The organism is Streptomyces sp. NPDC028289 (assembly GCF_055565975.1).
In genome coordinates, this window is record NZ_JBVHTI010000002.1 from 270,041 (window position 1) to 291,324 (window position 21,284).

At 72.4% G+C, this 21,284-nt stretch carries 18 protein-coding genes; 13 read left to right on the forward strand and 5 right to left on the reverse strand.

Going from position 1 to position 21,284, the window contains the following annotated elements; all coding sequences use genetic code 11:
• Positions 1-131 precede the first annotated feature (131 nt).
• The 5 genes from ACZ4UV_RS09160 (at position 132) to ACZ4UV_RS09180 (ending at position 6,925) form a co-directional block, all read left to right on the forward strand.
• Positions 132-1,712 (forward strand): PucR family transcriptional regulator, encoded by a 1,581-nt coding sequence (locus ACZ4UV_RS09160; RefSeq protein ID WP_451023197.1) that lies wholly within the window; start codon positions 132-134, stop codon positions 1,710-1,712.
• A 155-nt stretch (positions 1,713-1,867) separates the two neighbouring features.
• Positions 1,868-2,710, forward strand: coding sequence for a nitrilase-related carbon-nitrogen hydrolase (locus ACZ4UV_RS09165; RefSeq protein WP_351500544.1), 843 nt, complete (start codon positions 1,868-1,870; stop codon positions 2,708-2,710).
• 127 nt (positions 2,711-2,837) lie between these two features.
• A complete protein-coding gene (gene hydA / locus ACZ4UV_RS09170) occupies positions 2,838-4,241 on the forward strand; it encodes a dihydropyrimidinase (protein WP_451020244.1) in 1,404 nt (467 codons plus the stop codon).
• An 11-nt stretch (positions 4,242-4,252) separates the two neighbouring features.
• The gene (locus tag ACZ4UV_RS09175; protein ID WP_451020243.1) at positions 4,253-5,272 is read left to right on the forward strand and encodes a TIGR03842 family LLM class F420-dependent oxidoreductase; all 1,020 of its coding nucleotides are present in this window, start codon (positions 4,253-4,255) and stop codon (positions 5,270-5,272) included.
• Positions 5,273-5,404: 132 nt separating this feature from the next.
• A complete protein-coding gene (locus ACZ4UV_RS09180; RefSeq protein ID WP_451020242.1) occupies positions 5,405-6,925 on the forward strand; it encodes an NCS1 family nucleobase:cation symporter-1 in 1,521 nt (506 codons plus the stop codon).
• Between the two features lie 40 nt (positions 6,926-6,965).
• On the opposite strand, the gene ACZ4UV_RS09185 is transcribed toward ACZ4UV_RS09180, so the two are convergent.
• Together ACZ4UV_RS09185 and ACZ4UV_RS09190 are read right to left on the reverse strand one after the other, a co-directional pair.
• Positions 6,966-7,649 (reverse strand): hypothetical protein, encoded by a 684-nt coding sequence (locus tag ACZ4UV_RS09185; RefSeq protein ID WP_351500537.1) that lies wholly within the window; start codon positions 7,647-7,649, stop codon positions 6,966-6,968.
• Between the two features lie 259 nt (positions 7,650-7,908).
• Positions 7,909-8,175, reverse strand: a complete 267-nt coding sequence (locus tag ACZ4UV_RS09190) for a GlsB/YeaQ/YmgE family stress response membrane protein (RefSeq protein WP_390034466.1) — start codon at positions 8,173-8,175, stop codon at positions 7,909-7,911.
• A gap of 267 nt (positions 8,176-8,442) precedes the next feature.
• Between ACZ4UV_RS09190 and ACZ4UV_RS09195 the strand changes: the two genes are divergently transcribed.
• The 6 genes from ACZ4UV_RS09195 to ACZ4UV_RS09220 all read left to right on the forward strand — a co-directional run bounded on the left by ACZ4UV_RS09195 (position 8,443) and on the right by ACZ4UV_RS09220 (position 15,648).
• Positions 8,443-8,805, forward strand: coding sequence for an ArsR/SmtB family transcription factor (locus ACZ4UV_RS09195; protein WP_351500532.1), 363 nt, complete (start codon positions 8,443-8,445; stop codon positions 8,803-8,805).
• Positions 8,806-9,041: 236 nt separating this feature from the next.
• Positions 9,042-10,751, forward strand: a complete 1,710-nt coding sequence (locus ACZ4UV_RS09200) for an LCP family protein (protein WP_451020240.1) — start codon at positions 9,042-9,044, stop codon at positions 10,749-10,751.
• Between the two features lie 102 nt (positions 10,752-10,853).
• Positions 10,854-12,668, forward strand: coding sequence for a gamma-glutamyltransferase family protein (locus ACZ4UV_RS09205; protein WP_451020239.1), 1,815 nt, complete (start codon positions 10,854-10,856; stop codon positions 12,666-12,668).
• A gap of 131 nt (positions 12,669-12,799) precedes the next feature.
• Positions 12,800-13,648 carry an inositol monophosphatase family protein gene (locus tag ACZ4UV_RS09210; protein ID WP_390034463.1) on the forward strand — a complete coding sequence of 283 codons (849 nt, stop codon included), beginning with the start codon at positions 12,800-12,802 and terminating at the stop codon, positions 13,646-13,648.
• Positions 13,649-13,732: 84 nt separating this feature from the next.
• Positions 13,733-15,142, forward strand: coding sequence for a phytoene desaturase family protein (locus ACZ4UV_RS09215; protein ID WP_467837064.1), 1,410 nt, complete (start codon positions 13,733-13,735; stop codon positions 15,140-15,142).
• On the forward strand, positions 15,139-15,648 hold the full coding sequence (locus ACZ4UV_RS09220; protein ID WP_451020237.1) for an O-acetyl-ADP-ribose deacetylase: 510 nt from the start codon (positions 15,139-15,141) through the stop codon (positions 15,646-15,648). The genes ACZ4UV_RS09215 and ACZ4UV_RS09220 overlap by 4 nt, the downstream gene beginning before the upstream one ends.
• A 13-nt stretch (positions 15,649-15,661) precedes the next feature.
• Here ACZ4UV_RS09220 and ACZ4UV_RS09225 read toward each other — a convergent pair whose 3' ends face one another.
• The 3 genes from ACZ4UV_RS09225 to ACZ4UV_RS09235 form a co-directional block, all read right to left on the reverse strand.
• Complete coding sequence (locus ACZ4UV_RS09225) at positions 15,662-15,934, reverse strand: SHOCT domain-containing protein (protein ID WP_451020236.1); 273 nt, start codon at positions 15,932-15,934, stop codon at positions 15,662-15,664.
• A gap of 16 nt (positions 15,935-15,950) precedes the next feature.
• On the reverse strand, positions 15,951-16,415 hold the full coding sequence (locus ACZ4UV_RS09230; protein ID WP_351500518.1) for a DUF6325 family protein: 465 nt from the start codon (positions 16,413-16,415) through the stop codon (positions 15,951-15,953).
• A 114-nt stretch (positions 16,416-16,529) separates the two neighbouring features.
• A complete protein-coding gene (locus ACZ4UV_RS09235; RefSeq protein ID WP_451020245.1) occupies positions 16,530-17,210 on the reverse strand; it encodes a GAP family protein in 681 nt (226 codons plus the stop codon).
• Between the two features lie 135 nt (positions 17,211-17,345).
• Here ACZ4UV_RS09235 and ACZ4UV_RS09240 point away from each other — a divergent pair, with 135 nt between their 5' ends.
• Both ACZ4UV_RS09240 and ACZ4UV_RS09245 read left to right on the forward strand, forming a co-directional pair.
• Positions 17,346-18,278, forward strand: coding sequence for a YhjD/YihY/BrkB family envelope integrity protein (locus ACZ4UV_RS09240; RefSeq protein ID WP_451020235.1), 933 nt, complete (start codon positions 17,346-17,348; stop codon positions 18,276-18,278).
• 130 nt (positions 18,279-18,408) lie between these two features.
• Positions 18,409-21,087: a helix-turn-helix transcriptional regulator gene (locus tag ACZ4UV_RS09245; protein ID WP_467837067.1), complete on the forward strand. Its 2,679-nt coding sequence runs from the start codon at positions 18,409-18,411 to the stop codon at positions 21,085-21,087.
• The last annotated feature ends 197 nt before the right edge of the window (positions 21,088-21,284 follow it).

Genomic DNA, 21,284 nt, shown 5'->3' on the forward strand with positions numbered 1-21,284 from the left:
GGGGGGCGCGTGTCCCCGCCCCCCGGGGGGGGGGGGGGCCCCCCCGCGGGGGGGGGGGGCCCCCCCCCGCGACCAGCCCCCACCGGCCCGCAGTCCCAGAACGCACCACACCCGACCAAGGGACACGCAAGATGACCGCCACTTGGGATCCCCCGAACACCACAGACCCCATACTGTCGGTCCGCCAGATCCTCGCCCTGGAAAGGGTCCTGGCCGGCGACCCCGAGGTGGTGGCCGCCGCCTCCCACCTCGACCGCCCCGTCCGCTGGGTGCACGTCGCCGAGGCCCCCGACGTCGGCGTCATGCTCACCGGCGGCGAGATGGTCCTCACCACCGGCGTCCTGCTCGCCGGCGACGAGCACAAACAGGCCGAGTACATCCAGTCCCTGCACCGGGCCGAGGCCGCCGCGGTCGTCCTCGGCCTCGGCCGCGCCTTCCCCGCCCCGCCCGACGCCATGCGCCGCGCAGCGGACCGCTGCGGCCTCCCCCTGGTGGTCCTGCACCGCCCCTTCCCCTTCGCCGAGCTGACGGAGGAGGTCCAGTCCCGCCTGGTCCGGCGGAAGTTCGCCGCCGTCAGCCTCTCCGAGTCCGTCCGCACCGCCCTCACCGGCCTCATCACGGCCGGCGCCCCCCTCCAACGGCTCCTCGACGAGGTCGCCGTGCACAGCGCCTGCCCGGTCGTCGTCACCAACCTCGCGCACCGGGTCCTCGCCACCGCGGGGGAGCGGTCGGCCGTGGACGACGTGCTGCGGGACTGGGAGCGCATCGCCCGGCAGGCCGGCGGCAGCGCCGGCGACGGCTGGATCCGCGCCGAACTGGGCGGCCGGGGAGAGCGCTGGGGCCAGATCATGCTCTGCGGCTATCGCGGCGACACCGCCACCGGCCGGCTCCTGGCCGACCGGGGCGCCGAGGCCCTCGTCCTGCACCGCATGCTCGGCGGCGGCTCCGCCCACACCTGGGAGGAGCAGTCCGCGCAGAGCCTGCTGACCGACCTGGTCTCCGGGGTCGTACCGGCCCGCCAGCTGCTGCCCAGGGCCCGGGCGGCCGGTCTCCCGGTCAACCGGCGGACCTTCGTCCCCCTCGTCGTACGGGACGCCGAACCGGCCCAACTGGAGCGGATCCTGCGCCTGCTGGGCCTGCCCGGACTCGTCGCCGAGCTCACCGAGCGCACCACCGCCGTCCTCCTCAGCCTCGCCCGGGACCAGGACGCCGACGCCCTCGCCGCGCACTTCGCCGTCCGGCTGCACGGCGAGTCGGCGGGACCCCGGGCGGTGGTCGCCGCCGCGGGCGCCCGTACCGTCTGGGACGACGTGCCGGTCGGCCTGCGCGAGGCCCAGCACGTCGCCGACGCGGTCGCCGACACCACCGCCGCCCTCGACCTGCCGGCCGTCGTACGGCTCAGGGACGTCCACCTGCGCGGCCTGATCCGGCTGCTGCGGGACGACCCGCACGTCCAGTCCTTCGCCGAGCGCGAGCTGGACGGCCTGCTGTGCGGGAACGGCACCGACCAGGACCTCCTCGGCGTCCTGCGGACCTACCTCGCCACCGGCCGCAACAAGTCCCGCACCGCTCAGCTCCACCACGTCTCCCGCCCCGCGCTGTACCGCCGCCTGGAGGCGATACAGACCCGGCTCGGCGTCGACCTCGACGACTTCGAGCAGGCGGCATCCGTGCACATCGCACTCCTCGCGCACGACGCGCAACAGCAGTGAAACATGCGACGACCTGGGAAAACGGCGGTGAAACATGGGCCGACGGCAGCGTGACACGGTGCCACGCCGGGCGCTCGCAGACGTGACACGGTGCAACTCAAACAGGACTTCCGGGCTTTCTAGCCTTCTCGCACACCGAGCGACCGGAGGTCCCGATGAGCCGAGTGATTCGTGCCGCCCTCTTCCAGACCGCCTGGACCGGCGACAAGGAGTCGATGATCCAGGTCCACGAGCAGGCGGCCCGCGACGCGGCCGCGCAGGGCGCCCAGGTCCTGTGCTTCCAGGAGCTGTTCTACGGGCCCTACTTCTGCCAGGTCCAGGACAAGGCCTTCTACGAGTACGCCGAGCAGGTCCCGGACGGCCCGATCGTCCAGCGCTTCCAGGCCCTCGCCCGCGAACTGGGCCTCGTCCTGATCCTGCCGGTGTACGAGGAGGAGCAGCCCGGCGTCCTCTACAACACCGCCGCCGTGATCGACGCCGACGGCTCGTACCTCGGCAAGTACCGCAAGCACCACATCCCCCAGGTCCCCGGCTTCTGGGAGAAGTTCTACTTCCGCCCGGGGAACGCGGGCTGGCCGATCTTCGAGACGGCCGTCGGGAAGATCGGCGTCTACATCTGCTACGACCGCCACTTCCCGGAAGGATGGCGGGCGTTGGGCCTCGGCGGTGCCGAGATCGTCTTCAACCCCTCCGCCACCTCGCGCGGACTCTCCCGCTACCTCTGGCAGTTGGAGCAGCCGGCGGCGGCTGTGGCCAACGAGTACTTCGTCGGCGCGATCAACCGGGTCGGCGTGGAGGACCTGGGCGACAACGACTTCTACGGCACCTCCTACTTCGTGGACCCGGAGGCCCAGTTCGTCGGCGAGGTCGCCTCCGACAAGGAGACCGAACTGGTCGTCCGCGACCTGGACCTGGCCAAGCTCCGCGAGGTCCGCGACCGCTGGCAGTTCTTCCGCGACCGCCGCCCGGACGCGTACGGCCCGCTGACGGCGCCGTAAAGCAGACGGCGCCATTCGCGCCCCAAAGGGGCGCTGGGGGTACCCCCGGCCGAAGGCTGGGGGAGGAACTGCGCGACCAGCCACAGACGACCGGCACTTTCCCGACAACCGAACGGAGCGTGAACCCATGGTCGGCCGCACTCTCATCCGTGGCGGACTCGTCATCACCGCGTCCGACGAGATCCACGCCGACGTCCTGATCGAGGACGGCCGCATCGCCGCCCTCGCGGCGACCGGCACCCCCGCCGCCGAGGCCTTCACCGCCGAGCGGACCATCGACGCCACCGGCAAGTACGTCATCCCGGGCGGCGTCGACGCCCACACCCACATGGAGCTGCCGTTCGGCGGCACCTTCGCCTCCGACACCTTCGAGACCGGCACCCGGGCCGCCGCCTGGGGCGGTACGACCACCATCGTCGACTTCGCCGTGCAGAGCGTCGGGCACAGCCTGCGCGAGGGCCTCGACGCCTGGCACGCCAAGGCCGAGGGCAACTGCGCCGTCGACTACGGCTTCCACATGATCGTCTCCGACGTGAACCAGGAGACGCTCAAGGAGATGGACCTGCTGGTCGAGGAGGGAGTGACCTCCTTCAAACAGTTCATGGCCTACCCCGGCGTCTTCTACTCCGACGACGGCCAGATCCTGCGTGCCATGCAGCGCTCCGCCGAGAACGGCGGCCTGATCATGATGCACGCCGAGAACGGCATCGCCATCGACGTGCTGGTGGAACAGGCGCTGGCGCGCGGCGAGACGGACCCGAGGTATCACGGCGAGGTGCGCAAGGCCCTCCTGGAAGCCGAGGCCACCCACCGCGCCATCAGGCTCGCCCAGGTCGCCGGAGCCCCGCTCTACGTCGTGCACGTCTCCGCGATGGAGGCGGTCGCCGAGCTGGCCCGCGCCCGCGACGAGGGGCTCCCCGTCTTCGGCGAGACCTGCCCCCAGTACCTCTTCCTCTCCACCGACAACCTCGCCGAGCCCGACTTCGAGGGCTCGAAGTACGTGTGCAGCACGCCGCTGCGCCCCAAGGAGCACCAGGCCAAGCTCTGGCAGGGCCTCAGGACCAACGACCTCCAGGTCGTCTCCACCGACCACTGCCCCTTCTGCTTCGTCGGCCAGAAGGAACTCGGCCGCGGCGACTTCTCGAAGATCCCCAACGGCCTGCCCGGCGTCGAGAACCGGATGGACCTGCTGCACCAGGCCGTCGTCGACGGGCACATCTCGCGCCGCCGCTGGATCGAGATCGCCTGCGCCACCCCGGCCCGGATGTTCGGCATGTACCCGAAGAAGGGGACCATCACCCCGGGTGCGGATGCCGACGTCGTCATCTACGACCCGCACGCCGAGCAGGTCGTCTCCGCCGAGACCCACCACATGAACGTCGACTACTCGGCGTACGAGGGCAAGCGCCTCACCGGCCGCGTCGAGACGGTCCTGTCGCGCGGCGTACCCGTCATCACCGAGCGGGAGTACACCGGACACGCCGGGCACGGCGTCTACACCCCGCGCTCCACCTGTCAGTACCTCAACTAGGAGAGGCGCCCATGGACTTCGGACTCGTCCTGCAGACCGATCCGCCGGCCTCCCGGGTCATCAGCCTGATGAAACGGGCCGAACGCAACGGCTTCCGCTACGGCTGGACCTTCGACTCCGCCGTGCTCTGGCAGGAGCCGTTCGTGATCTACAGTCAGATCCTCGCCAACACCAGCAAGCTGACGGTCGGGCCGATGGTCACCAACCCGGGCACCCGCACCTGGGAGGTCACCGCCTCCACCTTCGCCACCCTCAACGACATGTTCGGCAACCGCACGGTCTGCGGCATCGGCCGCGGCGACTCCGCGATGCGGGTGGCCGGCCGCAAGCCCAACACCCTTGCCCGCATCAGCGAGGCCATGAAGGTCATCCGTGCCCTCGGCCGGGGCGAGGAGGCCGATCTCGGCGGTACCGTCGTCAGGTTCCCGTGGATCAAGCCGGGCGCCGAACTCCCGGTCTGGATGGCCGCGTACGGCCCGAAGGCCCTGAAGATGACCGGGGAGGAGGCCGACGGCTTCATCCTCCAGCTCTCCGACCTCTACCTCACCGAGTACATGGTGAAGGCGGTGAAGGACGCGGCCGTGGCCGCCGGACGCGACCCGTCCGAGGTGAAGATCTGCGTCGCCGCGCCCGCCTACGTGACCGAGGACGACTCGCCCGAGGCCCTCGCTCACGCTCGTGACCAGTGCCGCTGGTTCGGCGGCATGGTCGGCAACCACGTCGCCGACCTGGTCGCCAAGTACGGCGAGCACTCCGCCGCGGTACCCGACGAACTCACCGACTACATCAAGGCCCGCCAGGGCTACGACTACTCGCACCACGGACGCAGCGGCAACCCCGACACCGAGTTCGTGCCCGACGAGATCGTCGACCGCTTCTGCGTCATCGGCCCGGCCGAGAAGCACGTCGAGAAGCTGAACGCCCTGCGCGAGCTGGGCGTCGACCAGTTCGCCGTCTACGACATGCACGACGCGCAGGAGGCCACCATCGACGCGTACGGGACGAAGGTCATCCCGGCCGTCAACGGCTAGCCCACTCCTGGCAGTTGGTCTCCCCCTTCCCGCCGTCCCGGGAAGGGGGTCAGGGCGCACCCCACCGCGTACCCCCCCCGCCCCGCCCGCACGGCCTCTCTCCCGTCCCGCCTCACCCCGATTGGCCTGCCCATGACCGACACCGCTCCCACGGCCATACCCACGTCCGGCCAAGTCACCGCCCCCGACGGGCGCGTCGAGCTCGCCCCGGGCTCCCCGCCGCCCAGCGGTCCCTACGCCAACGAGGACCTGCTGCCGGTCCCCGTCGTCAAGCGCACCTGGACCACCTACAACTTCTCCGCGCTCTGGGTCGGCATGGCCCACAACACGGCCTCCTGGACCCTGGCCTCCGGGCTCATCGCGGTCGGCATGGACTGGAAACAGGCCGTGTTCACCATCGCCCTCGCCAACCTCGTCGTCCTCGTCCCGATGCTGCTCACCGGGCACGCCGGACCCAAGTACGGCATCCCCTTCCCGGTCTTCGCCCGCGCCTCCTTCGGCGTGCGCGGCGCCAACCTCCCCGCCGTCGTACGGGCGTTGGTGGCCTGCGGCTGGTTCGGCATCCAGACCTGGATCGGCGGCGAGGCCATCTACTTCCTGGCCGGCAAGCTGATCGGCGACAGCTGGGCGAATGCCTCGCACATCGGCGGCTACGCCTGGACGATGTGGCTGTCGTTCGCGCTCTTCTGGGTGCTCCAGGTCGCGATCATCTACCGGGGCATGGAGACGATCCGCCGCTTCGAGAACTGGGCCGCGCCCTTCGTCATCGTCGGCGCCGTCGTGATGCTGATCTGGATGAGCAACAAGGCCGGCGGCCTGGGCCCGCTCTTCGACCAGCCCTCCAAGCTCGGCTGGGGCGGCGGCTTCTGGAAGATCTTCTGGCCGTCCCTGATGGGCATGATCGGCTTCTGGTCGACGCTGTCGCTGAACATCCCCGACTTCACCCGGTACGGGAAGAGCCAGAAGGCCCAGACGTGGGGGCAGGCGCTCGGTCTGCCGACCACCATGACGCTCTTCGCGTTCCTCTCCGTCCTGGTGACCTCCGGCTCGCAGGCCGTGTACGGACAGCCGATCTGGGACCCGGTACAGCTCGCCGCCAAGACGGACAACGTGGTCGGCCTGCTCTACGCCCTGGTCACCGTCCTCGTCGCGACGCTCTCCGTGAACATCGCGGCCAACCTGGTCTCGCCCGCCTTCGACTTCTCCAACATCGCGCCCCGGAAGATCAGTTTCCGTACCGGCGCCCTGATCACCTCGGTCCTCGCGGTGCTGATCTTCCCGTGGAAGCTGTACTCCGACCCGCAGGGCTACATCTTCACCTGGCTCGGCCTGGTCGGCGGGCTGCTCGGCACGGTCGCCGGCATCCTCGTCGCCGACTACTGGATCCTGCGCCGCACCCGCCTCGACCTGACCGACCTGTACCGCACGGGCGGCCGCTACTGGTACGACGGCGGCTGGAACTGGCGGGCGGTCCTCGCCTTCCTCGTCGGCGGCATCCTCGCGATCGGCGGCGCCAGCTTCAAACCGCTGATCGACGGCCGCCCCATCCCGGCCCTGTCCTCGCTCGCCGACTACGGATGGGCTGTCGGCCTCGGCACGTCCCTGGTGCTGTACCTGGGGCTGACGACGCTGGTACGGCCCAAGGAGGCGTGAGAAGGAGGCGTGGCGTCAGTACGAAGGGCAGCCGGTCCGGCTACTGGCTGCCCTTCAGCGCGGTCACCGCGGCCTTCGCCGCCTGGATGGCACCCTTGTTGATCACGTCCGTGCTGGGCGCCTTCTTGGACTCGAAGTCGCTGCCGTTGTAGGTGACGACCACCAGCGCGTTGGAGACCTGGGCCATCACCACGCCCTCGCGGGTCTGCTGCTTGTCCTCGGTGGTGAGGTTCACGACCGAGTAGCCGCTGTCGCCGAGCCCCGGCACGGCCCCGCCGCCGCTCTTCTCGGCGACCCGGTCCTTGTACTCCTTCGCGGCCGCCGCGTCCGTGTCCATGATCTCGTAGGAGACGTCGAGCCAGCGGTAGTCGTACCCCTTGAGCGCGTTCCACGAGCAGGTGCGGCGCAGCTTGGTGTCGGTGGAGGGGATCTCCTTGCCGGCCGTCTTCGCGCCGGGCACCAGCGACTTGACGGTGGCCACCGGGATGCTGCCGCAGGGGGCGGGGGAGGCGGAGTACGTCTTGGTGCCCGCGGTGGACGCGGAGGACGTCGACGGGGAGTCGCCCGCCGACTGGCCGGCCGTCTGCTGGGCCGAGGTGTCACCGGAGGCGCTGGTGGACGTCGTCTTGTCCGGGCCCGACGCCATCACCCAGCCCGCACAGGCGAGCACGGCGACCGGCGTCAGGCGCGCGGTGAGGGCGAGCGGCAGTGGAAGAGAACGCAAGTCGCACTTCTCGCTGGGGGACGGTGTGCGGAGGAGTCCACACTGCGGACGGGACGCCAGTTTCACACGAGTCCCTGTGGGGCGGTAGTGGAATCCGTGCCTTGCCTGTGGGCCGGTTGCGGCGCCCTGTTGACGGTGGCCGCGGGCCGTCCCCGTACATCCGGAATGTCGCGCGTCCGGGGTCCCTGTACATCCGGAATGTCGTGACTGCATCCGGCCCGTGAGGGTGACCGGGGTCACCGTCACGCCCGTCCGGTGCTCAGTCGCGCGAGTTGCCGAACAGCAGCCGGTAGCCGACGAGGAGGACCAGGGAGCCGGCGATCGCGGCGCCCCAGGTGTAGAGGTCGAAGAAGTGGTTCTCCACCGGGCGGTCGAGGAAGCGTGCGGAGAGCCAGCCGCCCACGAAGGCGCCCGCGATGCCGATGAGGGTGGTGCCGATCAGGCCACCCGGGTCGCGGCCGGGCAGCAGGATCTTGGCGATGGCTCCGGCGAGGAGACCCAGGACGATCCAGCCGATGATGCCCACGTTCGTTGTCCTCCAGTGCGCGTGCTGCTCGGTGAATGCCGCCGCTCCGCGGGGTGCTGCCCCGCTGAGTTGCGTTGTTGCGCAAGCTTAGGAACGGGAGCGGCCGCCGGATACGCCTGACGCCGAGCCGTCGATGATCTGTCACCCGCCCATGACAATGCGGAGAACACGTGGCGGACATTGCGGGGAGGCCCTGCGGGGGGCGGTGACCGTACGCCTACACTGAGTGGGCGTCTGTGCGGAGACTGTGACGGGAGGGAGCGGGCTGTGGCGGAGAGCACCGATGGCTTCACGGACCCCTCCGACGGGGTGCTGACCGAGGCGGCCGCGGTGTTCGGCCTGCTCGCCTCGCCGGCCCGGCTGCACATCATGTGGGCGCTCTCCCAGGGCGAGAGCGACGTGACGCGCCTCGCCGACCGGGTCGGCGGCGCCCTGCCCGCGGTCAGCCAGCACCTGGCCAAGCTCAGGCTGGCCGGTCTGGTGCGGTCCCGGCGGGAGGGCCGACGACAGGTCTACTACGTGGACGATCCGGACATCGTGACCGTCGTACGCGTGACGGTCGGACAGCTGACCGCGCGCTCGCACCAGGCCCCGGTGCCGGTGCGGCGGTTGTACGAGGCCGGGGTCTGACCAGGCGGACAGGGGCCGGGACGCGGGGGCGGACGGCAGGTGTGTCCTGGAGGTTTCATGAGATGCCTCACCTGTGAATTCGGGTGGGGCTTGTGCTGTCGGGGCTGTGGGTTTGTTAGATTGCGCAATCACGCAACCCAAATGGGCCCACGTCGCGGCTGCCCGCGTCCCGCCGCGTAAGCCCGACCTGCCCGACCGTACCCGCAGACGGACCCGACCGTTCATGGGAGTGGAAGATGACCGACCCGTGGGACGGCCCGGGAGGCCAGGCCACACGCAGCCGCACCGACCGGGTGCCCGGACAGCGTGGGGCCCTGCCCGACGGGACGCGGCCGACCGGCGGCCGGGCCGCCGCCCGGCAGGCGGCCAAGGCCCGCGGCGGCGGCAGAGGGGGCTCCCGGCGGGCCAAGCCGACGGGCCGCGGCAAGCGGGTCATGAAGATCCTGGGCCTGGTCACGGCCGTCCTGGTCCTGGTCACGGCCGGTGCCGGCTGGTGGTTCTACCAGCACCTCAACGGCAACATCAACAGTGTCTCCCTCGACGGCAAGGGCGGCACCGAGAAGGCGGACGCGTTCGGCCGGACCCCGATCAACATCCTGGTGATCGGCTCGGACGCGCGGACCAGCAAGACCGACTGCAAGCTCGGCGGCGGCTGCTCCCAGACCGGGGTGCAGACCGGCAACGGCAACGCGGACGTGGAGATGGTCGTCCACATATCCGCCGACCGTTCCAACGCGACGGTCATGAGCATCCCGCGCGACACCATGGTCGACGTCCCCGCCTGCAAGGACAGTTCGAGCGGCCAGTCCACCTCCGGCTACTACGGCCAGGTCAACAGCGCCCTCCAGTACGGCGCCGCCTGCCAGGTCGCCACCATCCACCAGCTCACCGGCGTCCCCATCGACCACTTCGTCAAGCTGGACTTCTCCGGCGTGGTCAAGATGTCCGACGCGGTCGGCGGTGTCTCCGTGTGCGTCAACAACAACGTGTACGACACGTACTCGCACCTGAAGCTGTCCAAGGGCACCCACACCCTCAAGGGGCAGGCGGCGCTGGAGTTCGTCCGCTCCCGGCACGGCTTCGGCGACGGCAGCGACCTCGGCCGTACCGTCTCCCAGCACATCTTCCTCAGCGCGATGATCCGCAAGTTCAAGAGCGCGGGCACCCTCACCGACCCGGCCGCGGTCTACAAGCTCGCCGACGCGGCCACCAAGGCGCTGACGGTGGACGATGACCTCGACAGCGTCAAGAAACTGATATCGCTGGCGGCCGACGTGAACAAGGTCCCCACCAAGCGGATGACGTTCACCACCATGCAGACCGCGCCCGACCCGAACAACAGCAACCGCGTGGTGGTCGGCGCGGGCGCCAAGGACCTGTTCGCCACCATGGCCAACGACCAGTCGCTGACGACGAGTTCGGGCAAGAAGTCGTCGGCGGCCTCGGCGACCGCGAGCGCGAAGCCGACGCCCACCGCGACCGTCCCGGCCTCCCAGATCGCCGTGACCGTCGAGAACGGCACCGACATCACGGGCCGCGCCTCCGCCATCGCGAACTCCCTGATCTCCCAGGGCTTCAGCACCGGCACCAGCACGGCCAACGCCCCGAACTCCGCGACCACGACCACCCTGACCTACGGCAGCGGCGACAAGGCCGAGGCGCAGACCGTCGCCAAGGCCCTGGACATCCCCAGCTCGCACATCAAGTCGGGCAGCGGCACCGGCGTCACCCTGGTGATCGGCAGCGACTGGAGCAGCGGCACCTCCTACCCGGCCAGCTCGGGCGACACCAAGGCGGCCGTCTCCAACGCCAACGCCTCGACCGCCGACGACTCCAAGACCTGCGCCAAGGTCAGCCAGTACAAGACGGTCAGCCTCAACGGGATCGCCATGACACCGTCCCAGGCGTACGCGGCGGCGACGAACAAGCCCGACTCGGACAAGTGACGGGGAGAGGCGAGCCCCCGGACGGGGGTTCGCCTCGCCACGGCCGTGAAAGCATGTAACCGCCAGACACCTGGCCCGGCCGTGCGCACAGCGAGGTGACAGATGCAGTTCACCACCCGTCCCACCCTCCAGGGCACCTTCGGCATGGTGTCCTCCACGCACTGGCTGGCCTCCCAGTCGGCGATGGCGGTCCTGGAGAACGGCGGCAACGCGTACGACGCGGCCGTCGCCGGCGCCTTCGTCCTGCACGTGGTCGAGCCGCACCTGAACGGACCGGCCGGCGAGGTGCCGATCCTGCTCGCCCCGGCCGGCGGCGAGGTGCGGGTGCTGTGCGGGCAGGGCGTGGCCCCGGCCGGCGCCACGGTCGCCCACTACCGGGGGCTCGGCCTGGACCTCGTCCCCGGCACCGGCCCGCTGGCCGCGGCCGTCCCCGGCGCCTTCGACGCCTGGCTCCTCCTGCTGCGCGACCACGGCACCAAGCCGCTGGACGAGGTCCTGACGTATGCCATCGGCTACGCCGAACACGGACACCCGGCCGTGGAGAACGTCGGCGCCACGGTGGAGAGCGTCCGGAAGCTGTTCGAGACCGAGTGGACGTCGTCGGCGGAGCTCTACCTGCCCGGCGGCCGGGCCCCCCGTCCCGGCGCGCTGTTCCGCAACCCCGCCCTCGCCGCCACCTGGCGGCGGCTGCTCGCCGAGACCGCGGGCGCCGGGGACCGGGAGGCCCGGATCGACGCGGCCCGCGAGGTGTGGCGCACCGGCTTCATCGCCGAGGCGCTGGTGCGGCAGGCCGCCCGCCCCACCATGGACACCAGCGGCACCCGGCACACCGGCACCCTCACCGCCGCCGACCTGGCCGGCTGGTCCGCGGGCTACGAGAGCCCGGTGTCGTACGACTGGAACGGCTGGACCGTGTGCAAGGCGGGCCCCTGGAGCCAGGGCCCGGCCCTGCTCCAGCAGCTCGCCCTGCTGCCGCCCGGACTGCCCGCCTACGGCTCCGCCGACTACGTCCACCTCCTCGTCGAGGGCTGCAAGCTCGCCATGGCCGACCGTGAGGCCTGGTACGGGGACGCGGCCGAGGTGCCGCTGGCCGAACTGCTCTCGGACGCGTACAACGCCGGGCGGCGGGAGCTGGTCGGCGCCAAGGCCTCCGGCGAACTGCGGCCGGGCAGCCCCGGCGGGCGCCTGCCCCGGCTGCCGGGGTACGCGCGCGTGGAGACCCGGTCGGACACCGCCTTCGACCCGCTGGGCGCCGGTGAGCCGACCGTCGCGCAGGTACCCGGAGACCCCCAGGTCGCGGACGACGGCCGTACCCGGGGCGACACCTGCCATCTGGACGTCGTCGACCGCTGGGGCAACATGGTCGCGGCCACGCCCAGCGGCGGCTGGCTCCAGTCCAACCCCGTCGTCCCCGAGCTGGGCTTCCCGCTCGGCACCCGGCTTCAGATGGCCTGGCTGGAGGAGGGCCTGCCCAACTCCCTGACGCCCGGCAGGCGCCCGCGGACCACCCTCACCCCGTCGATCGCCCTGCGTGACGGTGTCCCGGTGCTGGCCTTCGGCACGCCCGGCGGCGACCAGCAGGACCAGTGGCAGCTGCACTTCTTCCTCGCCGTCGCGCTGCGCGGCGAGGTCCGCGGCGGCCTGGACCTCCAGGGCGCGATCGACGCTCCGAACTGGCACAACGACAGCTTCCCCAGCTCCTTCTACCCCCGCGGCCGGCGCCCCGGGAGCCTGACCGTCGAGTCCCGCACGGACCCGGAGGTCGTGGCGGAGCTGCGGCGGCGCGGCCACGACGTGACGGTGGGGCCGGGCTGGTCGGAGGGACGGCTGTGCGCGGTGGCCCGGGACCCGGAGACCGGGGTGCTGTCGGCGGCGGCCAACCCGCGCGGGATGCAGGGCTACGCGGTGGGGCGCTGACGCCGGCCCGCTGACCTGGCAGGTCCGCCGGCGGTCCGGTGAGCGTCGGCACCGCCTGTTCGTCCGTATTCCATGTGCCGTACATCCGACCCGTGGGGATTGTTGTCAGTGACGCGTGCTCTCATGGAGGCATGATCGAAGCAACGGAGACCATCGACGAGTTTCTCCTCCAGTACGGCGGTGACGTCGAGGACGCCATCCGCAAGGCCGCCCGGACCGAGATCCTGCCCCGCTGGCGTCGGCTCGCCGACCACGAGGTCGACCAGAAGAGCGGCCCGCACGACCTGGTGACCGACGCCGACCGGCTCGCCGAGCGGTACCTCACCGGGGAGCTCGCCGCTCTGCTGCCCGGCTCCGTCGTGGTCGGCGAGGAGGCGGTGCACGCCGATCCGGAGACCTACGACGCGCTCCAGGGCGACCAGCCGGTGTGGATCGTCGACCCGGTCGACGGCACCCGCCAGTTCGTGCGCGGCGAGGACGGCTTCTGCACCCTGGTCGCGCTCGCCCACCGGGGCGTCCTGCTCGCCTCCTGGACCTACGCCCCGGCCCGCGAGCAACTCGCCACCGCGGTGCGGGGGAAGGGCGCCTTCCTCGACGGCGAGCGGCTGCTCGCCGGTGCGCCCGAGGCGGGCCGGGACCTCCGGGTCGCCACCTCCCACCCGGACTACACGACCGACGCACAGAAGCGCGCCCTGTTCGCCCTGTGGACCGACGGCGTCGCCCCGCGCGCCTGCGGCTCCGCGGGGCTGGAGTATCTCGCCGTCGCCCGGGGCGAGTTGGACGGCGTCGCGTTCAGTTGGGAGGCCGCCTGGGACCACGCGGCCGGGCTGCTGCTGGTCGAGGAGGCGGGCGGCGCCCACCTCACGATCGCCGGCGAACCGTTCCGGATCACCGGCGACAACGCCCTGCCGTTCACCGCCGCCCGCGACGCCGCCACCGCCCACCGGATCGTGGACCTGCTGCTGAACCCCCACTGGTAACCCGAGCGAGGGCAGTGTCAGTCCCCCGGCATATCCTGAAGCCGAGTGGCCATCGGCTGACGAAGGGGTCCTTAGGTGCCGTCGATGCTCGATGCGGTCGTGGTGGGGGCGGGGCCGAACGGCCTGACGGCCGCCGTGGAGCTGGCCCGGCGCGGTTTCTCCGTGGCGCTCTTCGAGGCGCGGGACACCGTGGGCGGCGGCGCCCGCACCGAGGAGCTCACGCTCCCCGGCTTCCGGCACGACCCGTGCTCCGCGGCCCACCCGCTCGGCATCAACTCGCCCGCGTTCCGGGCTCTGCCGCTGGGGCGTTACGGCCTGGAGTGGCTGCACGCGGACCTGCCGATGGCGCACCCCTTCCCCGACGGCCGCGCGGCCGTGCTGGCCCGTTCCGTCGCCGAGACCGCGGCCTCCTTCGGGCCCCGGGACGCGGGCACCTATCGCAGGCTGGTCGAGCCGTTCCTGCCCAAGTGGGACACCCTGGCCAGGGACTTCATGTCCCTGCCGCTGACCGCGCTGCCGCGCGACCCGGTCACCCTCGCCCGGTTCGGCCTGGCCGGGCTGCCGCCCGCCGCCCTGCTGCTGCGCCGCTTCCGCGACGAGCGGGCCCGCACCCTCTTCGCCGGACTCGTCGCCCACGTCATGGCCCCGTTGAGCGGCTTCGCCACCGGCGCCGTCGGCCTGGTCTTCGCGCTCGCCGCGCACGCCCGCGGCTGGCCGGTGGCCGCCGGTGGCTCGCAGGCCATCTCCGACGCCCTCGCCGCGTACCTGACGGACCTCGGCGGCGCGATCCACACCGACTACGAGGTCAAGCGCCTCGACGACCTGCCGCCCGCACGGTCGTACATCTTCGACACTTCGCCCACCGCCCTCGCCCGCATCGCCGGCCTCGGCAACTACTACCGGGACTACCGGTACGGTCCGGGCGTCTTCAAGATCGACTACGCGCTGGACGGCCCGGTCCCGTGGACGGCGCCGGAGGCCCGCCGCGCCGGGACCGTGCAGATCGGCGCGGACAGCGCGGAGATCGACACCGCCCTGCGCGCCGCCGCCCGCGAGGGCCGCGCCCCCGACCGGCCGTTCATGATCACCGTGCAGCCGAGCGTGGTGGACCCGGGCCGTGCCCCCGAGGGCAAGCACGTCTTCTGGGCGTACGCCCACGTGCCGAACGGCTGGACCGGCGACCTCACCGAGGTGATGGAGCGTCAACTGGAGCGCTTCGCCCCGGGATTCCGTGACCGCGTGCTGGCCCGCGCCACCGCGGGTCCCGCCGAACTCGCCGCCCGCAACGCCAACTACGTCGGCGGCGACATCGGCACCGGCGCGGTCTCCGGCCTGCAGATCATGCTGCGCCCCAAGCTCTCCCTGTTCCCGTACGGCACCCCGCACCCCGCCGTCTTCATCTGCTCCTCGGCCACCCCGCCGGGACCGGGCGTGCACGGCATGTCGGGGCACAACGCGGCGAAGGCCGTGTGGAGGAGGTTGCGACAGTCATGACCCGTATCACCCTCGTCCAGGGCGACATCACCCGGCAGAGCGTCGACGCGATCGTCAACGCGGCCAACTCCTCCCTGCTCGGCGGCGGAGGCGTCGACGGCGCCATCCACCGCCGCGGCGGCCCCGAAATCCTGGCGGAGTGCCGCAAGCTGCGCGCCTCGCAGTACGGCAAGGGCCTGCCCACCGGCCAGGCCGTCGCCACCACGGCCGGCGACCTCGACGCCCAGTGGGTCATCCACACCGTCGGCCCCGTCCACTCCACGAGCGAGGACCGCGCCGACCTGCTGGCCTCCTGCTATCGCGAGTCCCTCCGGCGCGCCGACGAACTCGGCGCCCGCACGGTCGCGTTCCCCGCCGTCTCCACCGGGATCTACGGCTGGCCGATGGACGACGGCGCCCGGATCGCCGTCGCGACGGTCCGGGAGACGGACACGGCCGTCGAGGAGGTGCGGTTCGTGCTCTTCGACGAGCGGGCCTACGAGGCGTTCGCCGGGCAGTTGCCCTGACCGGACATCCGCGTCAGCCCAGGATCCGCCGCTTCTGCTCCGCGAACTCCTCGTCGGTGAGGACGCCCTGCGCCTTCAGGTCGGCCAGCTGTTTGAGCTGGTCCATCTTGACGGTCATCTCGTCGGCGACGGGCTGCGCGGCAGGCGGCGGGGCGGCCTGCTGTTGCTGTTCGTAGTCCTGCTGGGCCCACCGGCCCGCCTGACGGCGCGAGACCCGGTTGGACACCGCCGTGGCGGTGCCGGCGACGACGGCGGTACGCGCGACTCCGCGCAGCAGTCCGGGCATGGTCGATCATCTCCGTTCATGCGGCCGCGGAGCCGCCGGGTGGCGTGGTGGTCCCCTCCACCGCGTCGAGCGACGCCAGCAGGGCCTGCACCGGGATCCGGCCGCTCGCGACCAGCTCGGCCCCGCTGCGCCGCAGCGCACGGGCCAGCGGTGCGGCCCAGAGGTTCTCGTACACCAGGACCGCGGCGGAGTTCCCCGGCTCCAGCGCGTTCGCCGCCTCGGCGAGATCGCCCTCGTCCAGCAGCCCGGACGAGGCTCCCTCGAAGACGGTCAGGTCGGCGGTGTCGTCGCCGAGATCGCGCAACTCCAGCGCGGCGACCGAGCCGTCGGCGTTCTTGCGGACGAAGGCGAGGTCGAGGATCCGCACGATGCGGCGGTCGGCGAGATCGACGAGCAGGGGCAGGGCCTCGCCGGTCAGGCGGCTGCCCGGGAACTCGATCACGAGGTAGTCGACCGGGCCCATGTCTTCGACGCTGTCCATGACCACTCCTCCTGAGCGACACGGCAGTGTGGGACGGCCGTGCGACCGCACGTTCATTTCAGCACCCGCACCGGGCCGTCGCACTTCCGCGGCCGGGCACCGCCACCGCCGGGGTCAACCGGTCAGCTGATAGAGGCTCTTGCCCATCAGCCAGAAGCCCAGCACGAGGCAGAGCGTCACCAGGGCCTGGTCCTGGTGACGCACCAGCCAGGCACGCAGCCGCAGCAGGCGGGCCCGTGCCGCCGCCGGGGCGAACACCCCGTACAGCTCAAGGGCCAGCAGGCTCGCGGTGGCCAGCAAACAGAAACCGAACAGGGCGAGCCAGGTCGTGAAGCGCGAGGTGTCGGCCTCCACCACCGTCGTCGCCCCCGCGGCCACGAGCCCCCAGGGCTGCAGGAGCACCGCCAGACCTGCCGCTCCCCAGACGGTGGCCTGGTCCGTCTCCGAGGCCGCCGACGAGGGTGCCCCGGGCTCGGCCGGACCGGGGACGGCACCCCTGCCGCGCAGCCCGCCGAGCCGCCGGCGCCGACGCTCGCCGTACAGGACGAGCCCCGCCCCGATCAACAGCTTGGCCGCGAGGGCGGCGGTGGAGGGCGGGGACTTCGGCGGTGGCGGCCGGCCCCCGGTCGCTGCCAGGACGAGCGCGATCACCACCGTCAGGCACGCCAGCCAGCTCAGGATGAAGACCAGGCCCTTCCAGATCCCCCGGTCCGACGCCAGCACCAGGACGAACGCCATCAGCGGCAGCGGGTCGAGCGTGATCGCCAGAGCGATGAGCATCAGGTCGAGGACCATGCAGACCCCCGGCGTCTCGGATACCACGAGCGTAGGCACCTGGTGTCCGGACGACATCCCGGCCCGTTCCCGGCGCGGGATCTCCGAAGTGCCACCGGCGCGCCCGCACCGCACTCTGGACGCAGGAGAGGAGCGATGCCGATGCGGACCAGCGGCCGGGTGCCGCGCACCGGCGCCCGGCCGCTGCGGTCCGGGTGGCGCCGACGGACCGCGCGGCTGCTCGCCTGGGCGAAGGCGGCGCACCGGCGGGCCGAGATCAGGTTCCCCGTCGTCACCCATCTCGCGGACCGCATGGTGTCCGTGAACATCTTCGACACCGCCACCAGGTTGGCCGCCCAGTGCTTCCTCGCCGCGGTTCCGCTGCTCTTCGTGTTCGCCGCCTATGCCCCACCGGCGATCCGGGACCAGCTCGTCCGCTCGCTGCGCTCGGTGTTCGGACTGACCGGTCCGGCAGACGCCCAGCTCCAGCAGCTGATGCAGCCCCAGGGCGAGAGCCTGCGGCAGACCACCGGCGTGATCGGCGGGCTGATGGTGCTGATCTCGGCCACCGCTGTCAGCCGGGCCGTGCAACGGCTGTGCCTGCGTGCCTGGGAGGTCCCCCGGGGCGGCATCCGGCTCGTACCGTGGCGCTGGGTGGCCTGGCTCGCGCTGTGGATCGTGGCGCTGATCCTGCAGGGCGCGCTGCACGACGGCTTCGGCCTGGGCGCCTGGCTGGGCCTCCCGGTCACCTTCGCAGCCCAGGTGGGCCTGTGGTGGTGGACGCAGCACCTGCTGCTCGGCGGCGGCATCAGCTGGAAACCCCTGCTGCCCGGCGCTCTGATCACAGCCCTGGCCCTCACCGCCCTGACGGTGACCGCGCAGCTCTACATGCCGCGGGCGCTCAACCGGGCCCTGGCCGGATACGGCCCGCTGGGGTCGGTGTTCGTGCTCCTGTCCTGGCTGATCGTGGTGTGCCTGGCCGCCACCCTCAGCATCAGCTGCGGCGCGGTCCTCGCACAGGAACCGGTCCTCGCCGGCCCGCTCGGCAGCCCGCCGCCGCGCCGGGACCGGGACGCGGGGACCTCCTGACGGCGGGCGCCCGTGGCGAAAGGTCCCCGTGGACGGGCCCGGGGGCGTCGTGCCCTGCACGGTGGCGGCAGGACTGCGATCCTGATCGGGAGGAGCGCCGACCACGGCCTGCCGGAGACGGTGACGGGAGGTGATCTCTGTGGCCGCTAGGGACGACAGCGTACGGGAAGCCGTCCCGTACGCCGATCCGCTGGGCGAGCCGTTCCTGTGCACCCGGTTCGCCCTGCCGGCCAGGCCCGCCACCTTCGTGCGCAGACCCCGCCTGACCCACCACCTCGACCAGGCCCTCGACACCCCGCTGACCCTGGTCAACGGCGCGGCCGGCGCGGGCAAGACGTTGCTCGTCGCCGACTGGGCGGCAGGACTCGGAGCGCCGGTCGCCTGGCTCACCGGCGAGACGGGAGACCAGCAACCGGGCGTTTTCTGGGCCTATGTCCTGCACGCGCTGCACTCCGCCGGCGTCCCGCTGCCCGCCGGAGCGGGCCTCGGCCCCGGGCAGGCGGGCCGGGTCGACCACCGGCTGCTGGCCCGCCTCGCCGCCGAGCTGAGCGGACGCGACCGCCCGGTGGTCCTGGTGCTCGACGAGTTCCACCGGCTGACCACCCGGGAGAACGCCGAGCAGCTGGAGTTCGTCCTGCACCACTCCGGCGACGGACTGCGGCTGGTCCTCGTCAGCCGCACCGAACCGCTGCTGCCCCTGCACCGCTACCGGGCGTCCGCCGCCATCACCGAGATCAGGAACGACGAACTCGCCTTCACCCCCGAGGAGGCCACCGACCTGCTGGCCCGGCACGGCCTGCGGCTGCCCGCCCCGGCCGTCCGCGCCCTGGTGGAGCGCACCGGGGGCTGGGCGGCCGGGCTGCGGCTGAGCGCCCTCGCCGCCCGCCGGAGCACCGACCCCGAGACGTATCTGAAGGAGTTCGAGGCCGGACACAGCACCATCGCCGACTTCCTCCTCGCCGAGGTCCTCGGACTGCAACCGGCCCCGACGCAGGACCTGCTGCTGCGCGTCAGCGTCCTGGACCGGTTCCGCCCCGAGCTGGCGGAGGCGCTGACGGGGCGCCCCGGTGCCGAGTCGCTCCTGGCCGGACTGTGCCGCCAGAACTCGTTCGTCGAGGACCTGGGCCACTCCTGGTACCGGCTCCACCCGCTGTTCGGGGAGATCCTCCGGGTGCATCTGCGGGCGCGTCTGCCGGGTCTCGAACCGGAACTGCACCGGCGCGCCGCCCGGTGGCTGCGGGACTTCGGCGCCGTGCCGGAGGCGCTGGCGCACGGCGCCGCCGCCGGCGACTGGGAGTTCACCGCCGGCGTGTTCGTCGACGACCTGGCGATCGGCCAGCTCTTCACGGGCCTGCGCGCGGACTATCTCTGCGAGTTCTTCTCCCGGATGGATCCGCAGGCCACGGGTGCGGCGGTGGACCTGGTGAGGGCGGCCCGAGAGCTGTCCGCGTACGATCTCGACCACGGCCTGGCCCACCTCGGCCACGCCGGGGAGCACCTGCCCGCCGGTGCGGCCGCCGACGCGAGCCGGCTGAGCTGCATGCTCCTCGAATCCCTGGCCGCCCGGCTGACCGGTGCCCCCGGCAGGGCCGAGCAGGCGATGGCCACGGCCGCACGGCTGCGCCGCGAGGTGCCTGCCCGGCTCCTGGCGAAACACCCCGAACTCGTCACCCTGCTGCTCACCCATCTGGGCTCGGCCCGGGTGTGGGCCGGGCGCTTCGACGCGGCGCGCGCCACCCTGACCGAGGTGCTCGACGGCCCGGGCGACGCCGCCACGGCCCTGCCGCGGGATGACTGCCTCGGCCATCTGGCACTGATCGACTACCTCGACGGGTGGGTCGGCAAGGCGGAGAACGAGGCCCTGGCTGCGGCGGACGCGACCCGCGACGCCGGCGGACGCCCGTTCCCCGGAGCCGGTCTCGGACAGCTGGTGCTGGCCGCCGTGGCGGTGGACCGCGACGAACTGGAGCAGGCCCGGGCCCTGCTGGACGAGGCGGCCGGCTGCGGCGCCGTCGGAGCCGACCCGGTGACCGAGGCGGGCCGGGCGCTGGCGACGGCCCGGCTGCTGCTGGCCTTCGGCGACGCGCAGGCGGCCGCGAGGGCCGCGACCCCGGCCGTCGCGGCGCTGACGGCCTCGCCCTGGGCCGAGGCGCACGCGGCACTGGCCGCCTCGGCCGTCCATCTCGCCGAGGGTCGGCCCGACACGGCCGCCGAGGTGCTGGACACGATGCCCTGCTCCGGGGAGCCCGCGTACGCCGTGGACGTGGCCTGGGCCCGGCTCGCCGCCGGCCGTCGCACGGAGGCCGTCGAGACCGTCGAACGGCTGTGCGTGAGCGACCGGCCCGGCCCCGGGGTCACCGTGCGGGCCACGCTGGTACGGGCGCGGGCCGCGGCCGAGGCGGGGGACACCACGGCCGCCGCCAAGCTGCTCGCCCGGGCTCTGCTGGACGCCCGCCCGGACCGGCTGCGGCGCCCGTTCCTGGATGCCGGCCCCAGCATCCGGCGTCTCCTGGAGACCCCGTACCTGCACGGCCTGGCCGCCGGCTGGCTGCTCGGCGAAGCCCCCGCGCCACAGGACGGCCCGGGAACCGGCACCGGCCCCCCGGCCCTGGTCGTCGAGGAGCTCAGCGGACGCGAGCGGGAGGTACTGACCCGGCTGGCGCAGATGATGTCCACGCAGGAGATGGCCGCCGACCTGTACATCTCCGTGAACACGGTGAAGACGCACCTGAAGAGCGTGTACCGGAAGCTCGGCGTGAACCGGCGCGGCGACGCGGTGCGCCGGGCCCGGGAGCGCGGACTGCTGTGAGCCGGATGCCGCCGGCCTCGCTGCGTTCCGCCTCGCCCACGCCGGAGGGCGTGGACGGCGCCGCGTCGGCCGGTGCCCGGGGCGTGGGCGATGACCCTGTGCTCGCTCTCGGACATGGGACGAGACTCACCTGCGCCGGGTGAGGCCCGAGGATCTCGTACGGCGCAGGATCGCGAGGTAGACCGCAGCACGCCGGC